Origin of the sequence: Actinoplanes sp. NPDC051494 (genome assembly GCF_044454705.1) — a bacterium.
Lineage (GTDB): Bacteria > Actinomycetota > Actinomycetes > Mycobacteriales > Micromonosporaceae > Actinoplanes.
Window position 1 is genome coordinate 298,595 of the sequence record NZ_JBITDZ010000007.1, and the last position, 14,189, is coordinate 312,783.

The 14,189-nt window shown below is 72.9% G+C and carries 15 protein-coding genes; 5 read left to right on the forward strand and 10 right to left on the reverse strand.

From position 1 onward, the window contains the following. Nucleotides 1-54 precede the first annotated feature (54 nt). The gene (locus ACIA6A_RS24850; protein ID WP_396100233.1) at nucleotides 55-1,248 is read left to right on the forward strand and encodes a cytochrome P450; all 1,194 of its coding nucleotides are present in this window, start codon (nucleotides 55-57) and stop codon (nucleotides 1,246-1,248) included. On the opposite strand, the gene ACIA6A_RS24855 is transcribed toward ACIA6A_RS24850, so the two are convergent. Then, complete coding sequence (locus ACIA6A_RS24855; protein ID WP_396100234.1) at nucleotides 1,245-2,030, reverse strand: inositol monophosphatase family protein; 786 nt, start codon at nucleotides 2,028-2,030, stop codon at nucleotides 1,245-1,247. The two genes, ACIA6A_RS24850 and ACIA6A_RS24855, sit on opposite strands and share 4 nt — an antisense overlap. Nucleotides 2,031-2,052: 22 nt before the next feature. Here ACIA6A_RS24855 and ACIA6A_RS24860 point away from each other — a divergent pair, with 22 nt between their 5' ends. Further along, entirely contained in the window at nucleotides 2,053-2,430 is a 378-nt protein-coding gene (locus ACIA6A_RS24860) for a VOC family protein (protein ID WP_396100235.1), read from the forward strand. A gap of 24 nt (nucleotides 2,431-2,454) precedes the next feature. Here ACIA6A_RS24860 and ACIA6A_RS24865 read toward each other — a convergent pair whose 3' ends face one another. Then, a complete protein-coding gene (locus ACIA6A_RS24865) occupies nucleotides 2,455-5,232 on the reverse strand; it encodes a DEAD/DEAH box helicase (RefSeq protein WP_396100236.1) in 2,778 nt (925 codons plus the stop codon). 86 nt (nucleotides 5,233-5,318) lie between these two features. Here ACIA6A_RS24865 and ACIA6A_RS24870 point away from each other — a divergent pair, with 86 nt between their 5' ends. Beyond that, entirely contained in the window at nucleotides 5,319-6,062 is a 744-nt protein-coding gene (locus tag ACIA6A_RS24870; protein ID WP_396100237.1) for an HAD family hydrolase, read from the forward strand. Nucleotides 6,063-6,092: 30 nt separating this feature from the next. On the opposite strand, the gene ACIA6A_RS24875 is transcribed toward ACIA6A_RS24870, so the two are convergent. The 7 genes from ACIA6A_RS24875 to ACIA6A_RS24905 all read right to left on the reverse strand — a co-directional run bounded on the left by ACIA6A_RS24875 (nucleotide 6,093) and on the right by ACIA6A_RS24905 (nucleotide 11,523). Beyond that, a complete protein-coding gene (locus tag ACIA6A_RS24875; protein ID WP_396100238.1) occupies nucleotides 6,093-6,287 on the reverse strand; it encodes a hypothetical protein in 195 nt (64 codons plus the stop codon). A 74-nt stretch (nucleotides 6,288-6,361) separates the two neighbouring features. Further along, nucleotides 6,362-7,660 (reverse strand): diacylglycerol/lipid kinase family protein, encoded by a 1,299-nt coding sequence (locus ACIA6A_RS24880; RefSeq protein ID WP_396100239.1) that lies wholly within the window; start codon nucleotides 7,658-7,660, stop codon nucleotides 6,362-6,364. 17 nt (nucleotides 7,661-7,677) lie between these two features. Next, nucleotides 7,678-8,646, reverse strand: coding sequence for a twin-arginine translocase subunit TatC (gene tatC, locus ACIA6A_RS24885; RefSeq protein WP_396100240.1), 969 nt, complete (start codon nucleotides 8,644-8,646; stop codon nucleotides 7,678-7,680). A 6-nt stretch (nucleotides 8,647-8,652) separates the two neighbouring features. Then, nucleotides 8,653-9,075: a Sec-independent protein translocase subunit TatA gene (gene tatA / locus ACIA6A_RS24890; protein WP_396100241.1), complete on the reverse strand. Its 423-nt coding sequence runs from the start codon at nucleotides 9,073-9,075 to the stop codon at nucleotides 8,653-8,655. A gap of 148 nt (nucleotides 9,076-9,223) precedes the next feature. Beyond that, the gene (locus ACIA6A_RS24895) at nucleotides 9,224-9,514 is read right to left on the reverse strand and encodes a hypothetical protein (RefSeq protein ID WP_396100242.1); all 291 of its coding nucleotides are present in this window, start codon (nucleotides 9,512-9,514) and stop codon (nucleotides 9,224-9,226) included. Nucleotides 9,515-9,559: 45 nt separating this feature from the next. Further along, entirely contained in the window at nucleotides 9,560-10,531 is a 972-nt protein-coding gene (locus tag ACIA6A_RS24900) for a helix-turn-helix transcriptional regulator (protein ID WP_396100243.1), read from the reverse strand. Next, on the reverse strand, nucleotides 10,528-11,523 hold the full coding sequence (locus tag ACIA6A_RS24905; RefSeq protein ID WP_396100244.1) for a helix-turn-helix transcriptional regulator: 996 nt from the start codon (nucleotides 11,521-11,523) through the stop codon (nucleotides 10,528-10,530). The genes ACIA6A_RS24900 and ACIA6A_RS24905 overlap by 4 nt, the downstream gene beginning before the upstream one ends. Before the next feature lie 89 nt (nucleotides 11,524-11,612). On the opposite strand from ACIA6A_RS24905, the gene ACIA6A_RS24910 reads away from it, so the two are divergent. Continuing rightward, nucleotides 11,613-12,650, forward strand: a complete 1,038-nt coding sequence (locus ACIA6A_RS24910) for a cation diffusion facilitator family transporter (RefSeq protein ID WP_396100245.1) — start codon at nucleotides 11,613-11,615, stop codon at nucleotides 12,648-12,650. 10 nt (nucleotides 12,651-12,660) lie between these two features. Next, a complete protein-coding gene (locus tag ACIA6A_RS24915; protein WP_396100246.1) occupies nucleotides 12,661-13,764 on the forward strand; it encodes a DUF3866 family protein in 1,104 nt (367 codons plus the stop codon). On the opposite strand, the gene ACIA6A_RS24920 is transcribed toward ACIA6A_RS24915, so the two are convergent. Beyond that, entirely contained in the window at nucleotides 13,742-14,185 is a 444-nt protein-coding gene (locus ACIA6A_RS24920) for an O-methyltransferase (protein WP_396100247.1), read from the reverse strand. The two genes, ACIA6A_RS24915 and ACIA6A_RS24920, sit on opposite strands and share 23 nt — an antisense overlap. Nucleotides 14,186-14,189: the final 4 nt, after the last annotated feature.

The following is a 14,189-nucleotide window of genomic DNA, read 5'->3' on the forward strand; positions in this document are numbered from 1 at the left end:
GTCCTGTCGCAGGGCACCGGGTGCCGGGGTCCTGCGACCTCGAGGGGAGGCAGGATGGCCGGTGACCGGCCGCCGGGCCCGCGCGGGCACTGGCTGCGCGGCAACACCCCGGGGTACGAGGCGGACCGGCTCGGATTCCTGCGCCGGGCGCACGCCGAGTACGGCGACGTGTTCTCGTTCGACGCCCGTACGGTCTGCGTGATCGACCCGGTTCTCGCCCACGAGGCGCTGGTCCGCACCGGCGACACGTTCGTCACGGAGCTCGCGCCGCACCAGAGCGACAGGGACATCGACCGGGTCGCCGCCCGCGCGGTCGCCTGGATGGCCGCCCGCCGCACCGCGTGGCCCGGCCTCGGGCGCACCGCCGCCGCGGCCGCCGACGCGCTCACCACCACGACCCTGGATCAGATCCTGACCTCCGCCGCCGACCACGAGGCGGACGTGCCCGCCCTGATGTACGAGCACAGCGCGCGGGCCATCGCCGGCTACTGTTTCGGCCCCGAGGCGGCCGGTGTGCCGGAGCTGCTCGCCGAGAACCTGACCGCCGTCGAGGGATCCCGGCGCCGGTTCGCGGCTGTGCACGCCCGTACCATCGCGGAACTGACCCGGCTGGTGACCCGGCGGCGCGAGCGCGGTGGCGGGGCGGACCTGCTCGGGTTCCTGCTCGAGGCCGGGATGACCGACCGGACCGTGGTGCCGACGCTGCGCAGCATCCTGCTCGGCGGGCACGGGGTGCCGGGGGCGGCGCTCACCTCGGTCGTCCGGGAGCTGGCCCTGCGGCCCGAGCTCGTAGCCGGTCTGCGGGCGGCACCCGACCCGCTGCCACTCGCGGAGGCGGTGGCCCGCGAGGTACTGCGGCTGTACCCGCCCGCCTGGCTGATGACCCGGACGGCCCGCACGGCGACCACGCTCGGCCGCTGGTCCCTGCGCACCGGCGACGAGGTGCTGCTCAACGCGTACCTGATCCACCGCGACCCGCGCTGGTGGCCCGATCCGGACACGTTCGACCCGGGCCGCTGGTCCCCCGGGCGCCCGCTGCCACCGGCCCGGGCCTTCCTGCCGTTCGGCGCCGGGCCCCGGGTCTGCCTCGGTGCGGCCCTGACCCTGCGCCAGCTCGCCCTGGCGACCGCCCACCTCGCCCGGCACTGGAGCATCGACTCCCCGAACGCGGCGTCGGCTCCCCTCCAGGTCAGCGGCCGGCTCAGCCCGGAGGGACTCCGCGCCCGCTTCTCCCCGGCTCCCGGCTAGCCGGGCCACAGGGCGGAGTGGGCGGCCTTCCAGAGCTCGGGGCCGCGGGCGAACAGCGTCGTGCCCGCCTGCGGGCCGCGCACCCCGTCCGCACCGCCGTGGACGCCGCCGGCCTCCGTGACGATCAGGGAGGTCGATGCGAAGTCCCAGATCTGCCCGCGGGTCTGCAGCGCGAGGTCCAGCTCGCCGGCGGCCACCAGCAGCGCCGCGTGCACGCCCCAGTCGGACTCCGTGGTGTGCGCGACCAGCGGGGCGGCGATCAGCCGGTCCGAGTCGAGGTAGTTGGGCGGGGGCGGGATCACGCCGAGCTTGCTGCCCTCGAGCGTGTCCGGGCCGGCCGGGGACACGGTGAGGCGGCTCTCGCGCGTACCGTCGAGGGCTGAGCGGAACGCACCGCTGCCGCGACCCGCCCACCAGAGCGAGTCCTGCGCCGGGACCGCGGCGACCCCCGCCACGACCTCGCCGTCCTCCTCCAGGGCGACCAGCACCAGCCAGCGGTCGTCGCCGGTCACGAACGAGGCGGTCCCGTCGATCGGGTCGACGATCCAGCGCCGGCGCCCGGAACCCACCGCGCCGCCCTCCTCGCCGAGGACCGCGTCGCCGGGGCGTTCGCGGCGCAGGACCGCGCGGATCGCGTCCTCGGCCTCGCGGTCGGCGGCGGTGACGACGCTGCCGTCCGGTTTCACCTCGCGGGGCAGCGACGACAATGCCGCGAAGTGACGCAGCGCGACCTCCGCCCCGGCGAGGGCTGCGGTCCTGGCAAGATCAAGATCGGTGAGCACGCCTCTATCCTAGGATCCGGGTATGCATCGGAGCCGCCTCTACGGTCTGTTCATCGACACCCCGGACGCCGACGCCGCCGCGGATTTCTGGTCCGCCGCGTTCGGCACGCCCGCCGCCGCGGACGACGACGAGCCGCAGTTCCGCATGATGCGGCAGGCGTTCCCGCAGCTCGCGATCGGCATGCAGCGGATCGGCTCGGAGCCGCGCTACCACGTGGACATCGAGTCCGACGACCACGAGGCGGAGACCGCCCGGCTCATCGCGCTCGGCGCCGTGCAGATCGACCGCTGGCTCGACTGCCACATCCTGCGCGCCCCGGGCGGGCACCTGCTGTGCGTCGTGCCGGTGCACAGCGACCCGGCCCTGTTCGACGCCGAGGCCCGGACCTGGCCGTCGTGACGGTCCGGCCCGGGCTCCGGGGGATCACAGGGCGGTCTGGTATGCCAGCACCCCCCGGTTGACCGCGGTCGCCGCCTTGCGGGCGGTGTCACGGACCTGCGGGGAAGCCGCTGACGCGTCCTTGATCTGGGACAGCAGATCGAGGACCTGCCGGGCCCAGCGCACGAAGTCACCCGCCGGCATGTCCGACTCGTAGTTGTTGCCGCTGGCCAGCACCCGGGCCAGCGGCTCGCCCTTGGCCCAGCGGTACATCGGCCAGACGAAGCCCGGGTCCGGCTCACGGGTGAGTGCCAGCCCCTGCTCGGCCTCCTGGGCCTCGATCTCCGCCCACAGCTTCTGGGTGGCCTCGACCGCGGACTGGGTGGCCCCCTTGGGCACCGAGGCGCGGTCGTCGCCCTCCCGGCGGGACTCGTAGAGGACCATGGACACCGCCCCGGCCAGCTCCTCCGGGGTCAGGCCCTCCCAGACGCCGCCGCGCAGGCACTCGGCGACGAGCAGGTCGGCCTCGGTCCAGATCCGGCCGAGCATCCGGCCCGCCTCGGTGACCTCGCCGTCGCCGGACAGGTAACCGCGGGCGGTGAGCACCCCGCAGACCAGGTCGAAGGTACGGGCGAGCGAGCCGGTGCGCCCGGACACCTTCTCGCGCAGCGCCTCGGTGTCGCGCGACAGCCGGTGCCGGCGTTCCGCGAAACGGGCGTGTTCCTCACGGTCGGGACAGGCATGGCACGGGTGCTGGCGCATCTCGACCTTGAGCAGCGCGATCCCCGGGTCCTCCAGCGGGGTGCCCTTGTTGCGCCCACGCCGGCCGCCGGGACGCTCGTGGCGGTCGTGACCGGTCGCGCTGACCTGGGCCGCGAGGTCACGGCGGGCACCGGGCGAGCGGTGGTTGAAGTTCTTCGGCACCCGGAGGCGGTCGAGCACCTCGACCTCGGCCGGGAAGTCGGCCGGCCCGACCCGGCCGGCCCAGCGGTCCTGGGTCAGCACCAGCGGGCGCGGCTCGCCGAAACCACCGGTCGGCGGCTCCAGCACCACGGCCAGACCCGAACGCCGGCCCTGCGGCACCCGGATCACGTCGCCGACGCGCAGCTTCTCCAGCGACGACACCGCGGCGGCCCGGCGCTGGCTGGTGCCCTGCCGGGCGATCGCGCGCTCCCGGTCGGCGATGGCGATGCGCAGTGCGAAGTACTCGTCGAAATCGCCGTGGTGGCAGGCGCCGTCGTCACCGTACGTCTGCATGGTGTCCACATTGCGCTGCACCTGCCGGGCCAGGCCGACCACGGACTTGTCCGCCTGGAACTGCGCGAACGAGGATTCGAGCAGGTCGCGGGACTTCTCGGCGCCGACCGAGCCGACCAGGTTGACCGCCATGTTGTAGGACGGGCGGAAACTGGAGCGCAGCGGATAGGTACGGGTGGACGCGAGCCCGGCGACGTGCCGGGGGTCGACCTCGGGGCTCCACAGCACCACCGCGTGGCCCTCGACGTCGATGCCGCGCCGCCCGGCCCGGCCGGTGAGCTGGGTGTACTCCCCCGGGGTCAGGTCGACGTGTGCCTCGCCGTTGAACTTGACGAGGCGTTCGAGCACGACGCAGCGGGCCGGCATGTTGATGCCCAGTGCCAGGGTCTCGGTGGCGAAGACCGCCTTGACCAGGCCCCGTACGAAGCACTCCTCGACCGCCTCCTTGAACGCGGGCAGCATGCCGGCGTGGTGCGCGGCGACCCCGCGCTCGAGGCCGTCGAGGAACTCCCAGTAGCCCAGCACCGACAGGTCCTCGGGCGGGATCTTCGCGACCTTCGACTCGGCGATGCGGCGGATCTCGGCACGGTCCTCCGGGCCGGTCAGCCGCAGACCGGAGCCGAGGCACTGCTGCACGGCGGCGTCGCAGCCGGCCCGGCTGAAGATGAAGAAGATCGCCGGGAGCAGCTGCATCCGATCGAGCCGGTCGACGACCTCGGCGCGCGGCGGCGGCTGGAAGCGCCGCGGCCGGCCGCCCTTGTTCCAGCCGGGACCGGTGGTGCGATCGGTCAGCTCCAGCCGGCGCAGCATCTCGCGGGTGTAGCGCAGCAGCTCCGGGTGCACATCGTGCTTGCGGGCGGCGTCGGCATCGTGGAACAGGTCGAACATCCGCTTGCCGACGAGCATGTGCTGCCAGAGCGGGACCGGCCGGTGCTCACTGACGACGACCTCGGTCTCACCGCGCACGGTCACGAGCCAGTCGGCGAACTCCTCGTAATTACTGACCGTGGCGGAGAGTGAGACCAAGGTCACTGAGGAGGGAAGGTGGATGATCACCTCTTCCCAGACCGCGCCCCGGAACCGGTCGGCGAGGTAGTGCACCTCGTCCATCACCACATAGGCCAGGCCCTGCAGGCTGGCCGAGGCGGAATAGAGCATGTTGCGCAGCACCTCGGTGGTCATCACGACCACCGGCGCGTCGGCGTTGATCACGTTGTCGCCGGTCAGCAGCCCCACCTGGTCGGCGCCGTACCGGGCGACCAGGTCGTGATACTTCTGGTTGGACAGCGCCTTGATGGGGGTGGTGTAGAAGCACTTGCGGCGGATCCCGGACCCGTCGGACCGCAGGGCCAGGTGCACGGCGAACTCGCCGACCACCGTCTTGCCGGCCCCGGTCGGCGCGCAGACCAGCACGCCGCTGCCGCGTTCCAGACCCTCGCAGGCCTGCCGTTGGAAATCGTCCAGGTCGAAGCCGACGTCCAGCATGAAGTCTTCCAGCGCGGGGAAGTCGGCCACACGGGCCGCCCGCTTCCTCGACTCCGCATAGCGTTCGGCGGGGCTACTCATGGACGCAAGGCTAATGCTTAGGACTGGCACAGCGAAGATCCCGGCTCACCGGGCGGTTGCCGACAGTACGGATTCCGGCGCTGGGTATGGTGCACGGCGTGCCGGATGCCGCCGAATCGACCGCCTTCCCGACGCGCCGTCAGGTCGACGCCGTGCTCTTCGACTTCCACGGCACCCTTGCCCAGGTCGAAGAGCCCGTGACCTGGGTGGTCGCCGCCGCCGCCGCGTGCGGTGCCGTGCTCGACCGGGGCAAGGCGACCATCCTCGCCGACCGCCTGGTCACCGCGGGCCGCGCCGGCGGGCCGCTGCCCCGCCGCGTCCCCATCCATCTCGCGGAACACTGGGCCGACCGCGACCTGTACGAACACAGTCACCGCGCCGTGTACACCGGTCTCGCCTCGACGGTCAGCACGGACGTGGAGGGCCTCGCCGACGCGCTCTACGACCGGCTGCTCGGGCCGGACGGCTGGCTCCCGTACGCGGACACCGGGGCCACGCTGCGCGCGCTGCACGACGCGGGGATCAAGGTGGCGGTGGTGAGCAACATCGGCTTCGACATCCGGCCGCACTTCGCCGCCTGGGGACTGGACACCCTGGTCGACGCGTACGCGCTCTCCTACGAGCTGGGGCGGACCAAACCCGACCCGGCGATCTTCCTGCGCGCCTGCGGCATGCTCGGCGTCGATCCGGAGCGCACGCTGATGGTCGGCGACAGCGCGGCGGACGCGGGAGCGGTGCAGGCGGGCTGCGCGACGCTGGTCCTGCCGGCGGCGGAACCCGGCCGCGCCAACGGCCTGGGCGCTTCTCTCGCGCTGGCCGGTTGTTCTTAGAGGCCGGTCGTTCTCAGAGGCCGGTCGTTCTCAGAGGTACGTGTCGACGAGCGTGCCCTGGGTCGCGTTGGCGCTGCGGATCGGCTCCTGCTCGTCGGCGGCGGCCACGTGGTCGGCAACCGTGGGGGTCTCCTCGACCGGCGCGGCCTGCTTCGGCACGGACGCGTCGACCGACGACAGGTAGGCGTTGGCGATCGCCTGGGAGCTGAGCGAACCGACCTGCATGCTGCCTCCTGGAAGACTCGACGACGGCTTCACCGTTCTTGTTCGCCCCACTCTGCCCCGCGCTGACCCCCAGGTCAGCGCAGCAACCGTACGGCTCCCGGTTCGCATCCGATCCGCAGCGGCAACGGCCCGATCCGCTCCCCGTCCGCGTACCCGGCGATCCCGTCGGCCTCGATCACCACTTCCCGCGCCCGGTGCACACCGACCCGGGGATCACGCACATGCGTCCCCTGGCGCAACCGTGGCTTGAGCCGCGCCAGCGCACCCCGCCCCATCGGCCCGCCGGTCACCACGTCGAGCATCCCGTCACAGAGGTCGGCATCCGGGCAGATCCGCATCCCACCGCCGTAGCTGGGCCCGTTCCCGACCGCCACCAGCACCCCGTCGAAACGGTGGTCGACCCCGTCGAGCACGAGCCGGTAGTGCCGCGACCGCAGCCGGGCCAGCTCCAGGACGATCGCCAGGTCGTAGCGCCGCGGCCCCCGCGGCCACCGCATCCGGTTCGCCCGCTCGTTGACCACCGCGTCGAACCCGGCGGCCAGCACCGTCCCGAACCACCGCACGCCCCCCTCAGCGCCCGTCACCCGGGCAAGATCCACCGGGTGGTCCCGCCCGGACCGCAACGCTCCGGCGATCGCCTCCGCAGCCCTCAGGGCGGTTTCCGGTACGCCCGGAGCAGCCCCGCCGGCCCCACGAGCCCCGCCCGAACCCCTCCGGCCCCCAGCATGCCGCCCGCCGCCGGACCCCGGCCCATCCGCAGGCCCCCGGGCGCGGCCGGCGCCCACCGCCCCTCGCCCGCCCCGGAAGAAGCCCTCCGCCCAGCCCGGCCCCGGGAGCCCCTGAGCCTCCGCGCCGCCGACCCAGCGCGGCCCCGGAAAGCCCCGAGCACCGACTTCCGCGCCGCCGGCCCCGGACGAAGGCAGGAAGTCCCCGCTCTCCCCCGCACCACCGACCCCGCGCGGCCTCAGCGGGTCCCCAGCGCCGGGCTCTGCGACGGGCTCTGCGACGGGCTCTGTGCCGTCGGCGCCGCGAGGCCGGGAGGGTGGTGGGGGCGGGAGGTTCGCGGCGGCGGCGAAGTCGTTTCCGGTGCCGGCGGGGATCACGCCGAGGGGGACGCCGGTGCCGGCTACGGCCTGGAGCGCCCGGTGGACGGTGCCGTCGCCGCCGATGGTGATCAGGGCGCTCACACCCTCGGCTACCGCACGGTGGCAGGCCTGTTCGGCCTCGGCGCCGGTGGACGCGGTCAGCAGCCGCACCGGGCGGCCGCTCGTGGCGAGGGCGTCGAGGACGGCCGGAAGCAGACCGCGGTGCCGGCCGCGCCCCGCTCGGGGGTTGGCCAGCACCGCGATGTCGTCCACGCTCGGGTCGCCCACGATCGGGGTGTCGCCGATCAGGTCATGTCGTCGTAGCGGGTTTCCAGCGGCAGCGGCCTGGTGACCGGTTCCGGTGCCTCGACCGGGGTGGGCCCGTCGACGCGGTCCGAGACGCCGACCGGGACGCGTTCCTCCTCGAGCGGCGACACCTCGTCGTCGTCGAGGTCGGCGTAGATCTCCTTGCCGCGGCCCTTGCGCTTGTCGTAGAGGAACGCCACGCCGACCGCGATGAAGTAGAGCAGCGACATGCAGGCGGCGAGCAGCGTCATGCCGAACGGTCCCGGGTCGGGGGTGGCCAGCGCCGCGAACGCGAACGACAGGAACACCATGACCCGCCACCAGCTCAGCAGCCGCCGGGCCGACACCACGCCGGTGAAGTTGAGCATGAGCAGGACCAGCGGGAACTCGAACGCCACCCCGAAGATCAGGATCATGCTGGTGATGAAGCCGATGTAGCTCGTCACCTCGAGCTGCGTCGGGCTGCCGATGACGCCCGCCTCCATGATGAAGGCCAGGCTGTGGCCCACCACGAAATACGCCAGGACGGCGCCGCCGGCGAACAGCGGTGCCGCGATCGCGACGAAGACGTACGCCCAGCGGCGTTCGTGCCGGTGCAGGCCCGGCGCGATGAACGCCCATAGCTGGTACAGCCAGACCGGCGCACCGAGGATCAGGCCGATCCAGAGCGCGATCTTCAGGCGCAGGACCAGCTGGTCGGTGGCGCCCAGGGTCAGGAACGTGCACTGGAGCTCGTTGGTGGTCGCGTTCCGGGTCCACGAGCTGGGCAGGTCGCAATACGGCCCGGAGAGCAGGTGGAACGCCTGCTTCGAGACGATGAAGCCGACGATGAGGCCGACAACGATGCCGATGGCCGCCCAGAAGAGCCGGTTACGCAACTCCCTGACGTGCTCGATCAATGTCATCGAGCCGTCGGAGGCCTGCTCGAACTTGCTCGGCCCCTCTTTGCGGCGCAGGGAGATCGCCACGGTCGGTCAGCGGTCGTTGGTGCGCTGCACCGGGTCGACGTACGGCGCGGCCGGCGGCTGCTGCTGCACGGGCTGACCCTGCGGGTAGCCGGGCTGCGGCTGGTAACCGGGCTGGGCGTGACCGGGCTGGGCGTACCCGGGCTGGGCGTACCCGTTGGGCTGGGGCTGGCCGGGCTGCTGATACACCGGCTGCTGGTAGCCGGGCTGTCCCGGGTTGGGGATCTCACCCTGCAGCGGCTGGCGGCCGTACTGCGGCTCCGCCTTCTCCGCCACGTTGTCGTCGTCGTTGACCAGGCCCTTGGTCTCGGCCTTGATGATCCGCAGCGACCGGCCGAGCGACCGGGCCGCGTCCGGCAGGCGCTTCGCGCCGAAGAGCAGCACGAGGACGACAACGATGACGGCGATGTGCCATGGTCGAAGGCCGTTCATGGGTGACTCCAGTCGATCGGTTCACAGCGCTCAGGACGGTTCGTGCGGGGTCCATCGTACGTGTGGTTTCTGGGAGCCACCCGTGCCGGACCTGTTTGATTCGGGGCCGGGCCGAGGAATTTTCGGACAACGGACCGGGACGCGCACGCTACCACGCGGTCGTGACCTTCTGTAAGGAGTGCTTTCCATTGCTGTCGCCGCGGCCGGCCTTGATGACCGCGATCTGCTCCTGCGCCACCTCGGCCCGCTTCTGCAGCCCGAGAATGGTCTCCTGCAGGGCCTCCGCGTCGGCCTGCAGGCGGGTCGCCTGCTCCTGCCGCTGCAGCAGCCGGCGCATCGCCCGGTCGAGCCCGGAGAGGCGGCCCAGCACGGACAGGACGGACACGACCAAGATGATCAAGGCGAGGACCACCACGCCGATCACGATCCACAGAACCATGCCCCAGAGCTTAGGCCCCGGCCCCCGGCCCCGCCCGGGGCGGCCCTACGGGGTGGAGTACTGATCGAGGGCGGCGACGGCCTGGTCGCGGATCTGGTCGACCAGCGCGGCCGGGGCGAGCACCGTCACGTCCGAGCCCAGGCCCAGCAGCAGCCGCTGCGCCCAGCCCAGGTCGGTGACCCGCATCGTGACCAGCCATTCGTTGCCGTCGCGCCGGACCTCTTCGCAGGGGTAGTACTCGGTGATCCAGCGGCTGCCCCGGCCGAGCCGGACGGTGACCAGCGGCAGGTCCTGCGACGGCTGGAAGATCCCGTCGCTGAGGTCGTGCGGGACGGCCCGGGCCGGCGGTGCGGCCGGCTCGTCGAGCTCGGTGTACGCGTCGATGCGGTCGACCCGGAACAGCCGGGTCGCCTCGGCCCGCCGGCACCACGCCTCCAGGTAGCCGCGGTTGCCGACCATCAGCACCCGCATCGGGTCGACGACGCGTTCGGTCGTCTCGTCGCGGGCCGCCGTGTAATACGTGATCCGCATGGCGTGCCGGCGCTCGACGATGCCGCGGATCATGTCGAGGCGCTCGGTGCCGGCCGGCAGCCGCACCGCGACCGGGGCGTCGCCCACGTCCCCGGTGGCGTTCTCGATCTTGGCCAGGGCCCGCTCGATCGCGTCCCGGGAACCGATGCCGGGCGTCTCGGCCAGCATCCGCAGCGCCACGACCAGGGCCAGCGCCTCGTCCGGGTTGAGCCGCAGCGGCCGGTCGATGCCCGCGTCGTACGTGATGGTGACCCGATCCCCGTCGAGCGCCATGTCGATCAGGTCGCCGGGGCCGTACCCGGGCAGCCCGCAGACCCACAGCAGTTCGAGGTCCTCGCGCAGCTGCTTCTCGCTGATGTGGAAGTCGGCGGCGGCCTCGGCGACCTCGATACCGGGCCGGGCGAGCAGGTACGGCACGAGGTTGAGCAGCCGCCCGAGACGGTCGCCCGGGGCCCCGGCGGGACGCGCACGTTGCTGCGGCGTCATGCCCGCACCCCCGCCCCGGCCGGCTCGTACCGGGTGACGACTTCCTTGAGCTGCTGGATGACCGCCTCGCGCAGTTCGGGGGGCGAGTCGGCGCGCACGTCGGCGCCGTACCCGACCAGCCGGGAGGCCAGCCACTCGACGTCGGAGTACGGGATCGTCAGGCGGTCGCCGTCCGGGCCGGGCAGCGTCTCGACGGCCCAGCGGCGCAGCCCGGCGGCCCGGCCGGGGCGCACGAACACGCTGGCCCGGCGGTCCTTGACCAGCGGCCCGGAGAACGTGGCGACGTGGCTGATCAGGTCGACGTCGGCCGGCGGGGTGAACGCCTGCGACGGTCCGACGGCGCGGACGCCGCCGACGATGCGCGACAGCCGGAAACAGCGGGTGGCGTCGCGGTCGCGGTCGTGCCCGACCACGTACCACCGGCCCTGCCAGCAGACCACGCCCCACGGTTGCAGGCGGCGGGTGGAGGCGTCGTCGACCTCGGGTACGCGGTACGAGAACGTCACCGCCCGGCGCGCGCGGGCGGCCGAGGTGAGCGGCCCGAACGCGGGGTCGACCGTGACCACCGGCTCGACACCGAGCGTGGCCTGCGGGTCGACCTCGATCCCGGCGGCCCGCAGCTTCGCCAGCCCGGAGGAGGCGGCGGCGGCGAGACCGGCGTGCTGCCACAGCCGCGCGGCGATCCCCACGGCGGCGGCCTCGTCCGGTTCGAGCGGGATGTCGGGCAGCGCGTACTCGCGGTGGGCGATGCGGTAGCCGTGCTCGGTGTCGAACGCGCTGGCCAGTCCGGTCTCCAGCGGCACGCCCAGCTCACGCAGCTCGGCCTTGTCGCGCTCGAACTTGCGCTGGAACGCGTCGTGGTCGCGCGGGTCCTCCGGGTCATGCTCGTACCCGGGCACGGTCGCGGCGATCTGGGCGGCGGTCAGGAACCGCCGGGTGGAGAGCAGACAGATGACCAGATTCACCAGGCGCTCGGTACGGGTCCGCGACACGACCGAAACGCTAGCAGCCCAGCCCGGATGTGGCGCTACGCGCAGGCGCCACGCGGTTAGCTGTACCTACCAGGGGGAAGGATGCTGCCGTGCAGGAAACTCAGAACCAGGACGAACTCCCCCCAGTCGGACTCGCCGCCGCTCAGCCGCTCGCCACCCCCGCGGAGTCCGCGCCGGAGGAGGGCAACGAGAGCGTGGGCACGGTCATCGTCGCAGGCCTGGCCAACCTCGTCATCGCGGTGGCCAAGCTCGTCGCGGGCATGCTGTCCGGCTCGGCGGCGATGCTCTCCGAGGCGGCACACTCACTCGCCGACACCGTCACCGAGGTGTTCCTCTATGTGGCGCTGCGCCGGGGAAGCAAGGAAGCCGACGAAGAACACCCGTTCGGGTACGGCAAGGAAAGCTTCGTGTGGGCTTTCATCGCCGCCCTGTTCACGTTCGTCGGCGGTGCGGGCTTCTCTATCTACCACGGCGTGACCACGATCATGGCCGGTCAGCACAGCGGCGACTACCTGCTGTCGTACATCGTGCTGGCGGTGTCGTTCGTCGCCGAGGGCACGTCCTTCCTGCGGGCCAAGCGTCAGGTCGCCGGTGAGTCGAGGCGCTGGGGCATCACCCCGTTCCGCTTCCTGCGGCTCACCCCGGACACCACGGTCAAGGCGGTCTACCTGGAGGACTCGGCGGCGCTGGCCGGCCTGGTCATCGCGGCGCTGGGCATCCTCGGCGTGCAGCTGACCGGCGACGAGCTCTGGGACGGCATCGCCTCGATCGCGATCGGCCTGCTCCTGCTCGTGGTGGCGACCATCCTGGCCCGCAGCAACGTATCGCTGCTGGTCGGCCGCGCGGTGCCGCGCCGGATGCACAACCGGATCGCCGACGACCTGGCCGCCATCCCGGTCGTGGTCGCGGTCCCCACGCTGCTGACCATGCAGCTCGGCCCCGGCGACATCCTGGTCGCGGCCAAGGTGGACTTCGACGACACGGTCACCGGCGCCCAGATCGAGGAGGCCTCCGACGAGGCCGAACGCCGCCTGCGGGCCCGCTATCCCGGGATCCGCTACGTCTTCCTCGACCCGACGCGCGGCTCCGCCGGACGCAATCACCGCGACGGCGGCCTGGACATATAAGGTCGCCGCCATGGTGCGCTGGCGGTCAGGGACGATTTCATCGGTACGGCGTGAGTGGCGTGGTGCCGTCGAGCTGGAGGTCCACACGGACGACGGGCCCCTCAGAGCCCTCGCGTACCCGTCGCTGACCGGCACCCCCGAGCCCGGCGACCGCGTCCTGCTCAACGTCGGCGCCCAGGTGATGGGCCTGGGCACCGGCGGCTACGCCCTGGTCGTGGCGCTCCCCGACCGGCTGCCCCCGGACCCGCCGGCGGACGGCACCACCCGCGACGCCGGCCACCTGGTCAAGGCCCGGTACACGCCGCTGCAGGCGATCCTGCTGGGCGTGGACGAGGAGGCCTCCCCGCACCGCGAGGCGATGGCCGGGGCGGACAGCCTCGACGGCATGCCGGTGGTGCTCGCCGACCTGCACTCGGCGCTGCCCGCGATCCTCGCCGGTGTGCACGCGGACCGCCCCGACGCCCGGGTCGCATACGTGATGACCGACGGCGGCGCGCTCCCGGCCTGGTTCTCCCGCACCCTGGACGGTCTCACCGGCCACCTGGCCGGCACGGTCACCACCGGCCAGGCGTTCGGCGGCGACCTGGAGGCCAGCACCGTGCACACCGGCCTGCTGGCCGCGCGGCACGTGCTGCGGGCGGACGTGACGATCGTCGCCCAGGGCCCGGGCAACCTGGGTACCGGCACCCCGTGGGGCTTCTCCGGCGTGGCCCTCGGCGAGGCCGTCAACGCGACGGTGGCCCTGGGCGGGCGCCCGATCGGCTCGCTGCGCATCTCCGACGGCGATGCCCGCCCCCGCCACCGCGGCGTGTCGCACCACAGCCTCACCGCGTACGGCCGGGTTGCCCTGGTCGCGGCCGACCTGCCCGTGCCGGCGGATCTGGCGGCCGGGCTCGCCAAGGAGGTCACCGACGCCCTCGCGCCCCTCACCACCCTGCACCGGGTGGTGGAGGTGCCGACCGATGGCCTGGACGCGGCGCTGCACGCGAGCCCGGTGCGGTTGTCGACGATGGGCCGGGGCCTGACCGAGGACCACGCCTATTTCATCGCCGCGGCCGTGGCGGGTCGCCATGCGGCCGCACTACTGTCCGCTACCTCTTGCGGACCAGCGTGACACCGTCGCGGACGGGCAGCATCACCGACTCGACCCGGCCGTCGGCGACCACCAGGTCGTTGACCACCCGCATCGCGAGCACCGAGGGATGCTCCGCGGCGGGGTCGACGATCTCGCCGCCCTGCAGGACGTTGTCGAGCACCAGCAGACCGCCGGGCCGCAGCCGCGGGACCAGTTCGGCGTAGTAGCCGGGGTAACCGGTCTGGTCGGCGTCCACGAACGCGAAGTCAGGCCACGAGGCCCCCGGCTGAGGATCGCCCGGGAGGCACCGGTGGACGGCGAGTTCCTGCTCCGCGCCGCCCCTGTCGGAGATCGCCGCGGAGGACCGGACCGGCAGCACCCTGCTGCGCCACGTCCGCCACGTCCGCCACGGCCCGGAGCAGGTCGCCCACCTGGTGGCCCAGCTCGAACAGTTCGCCACGGGG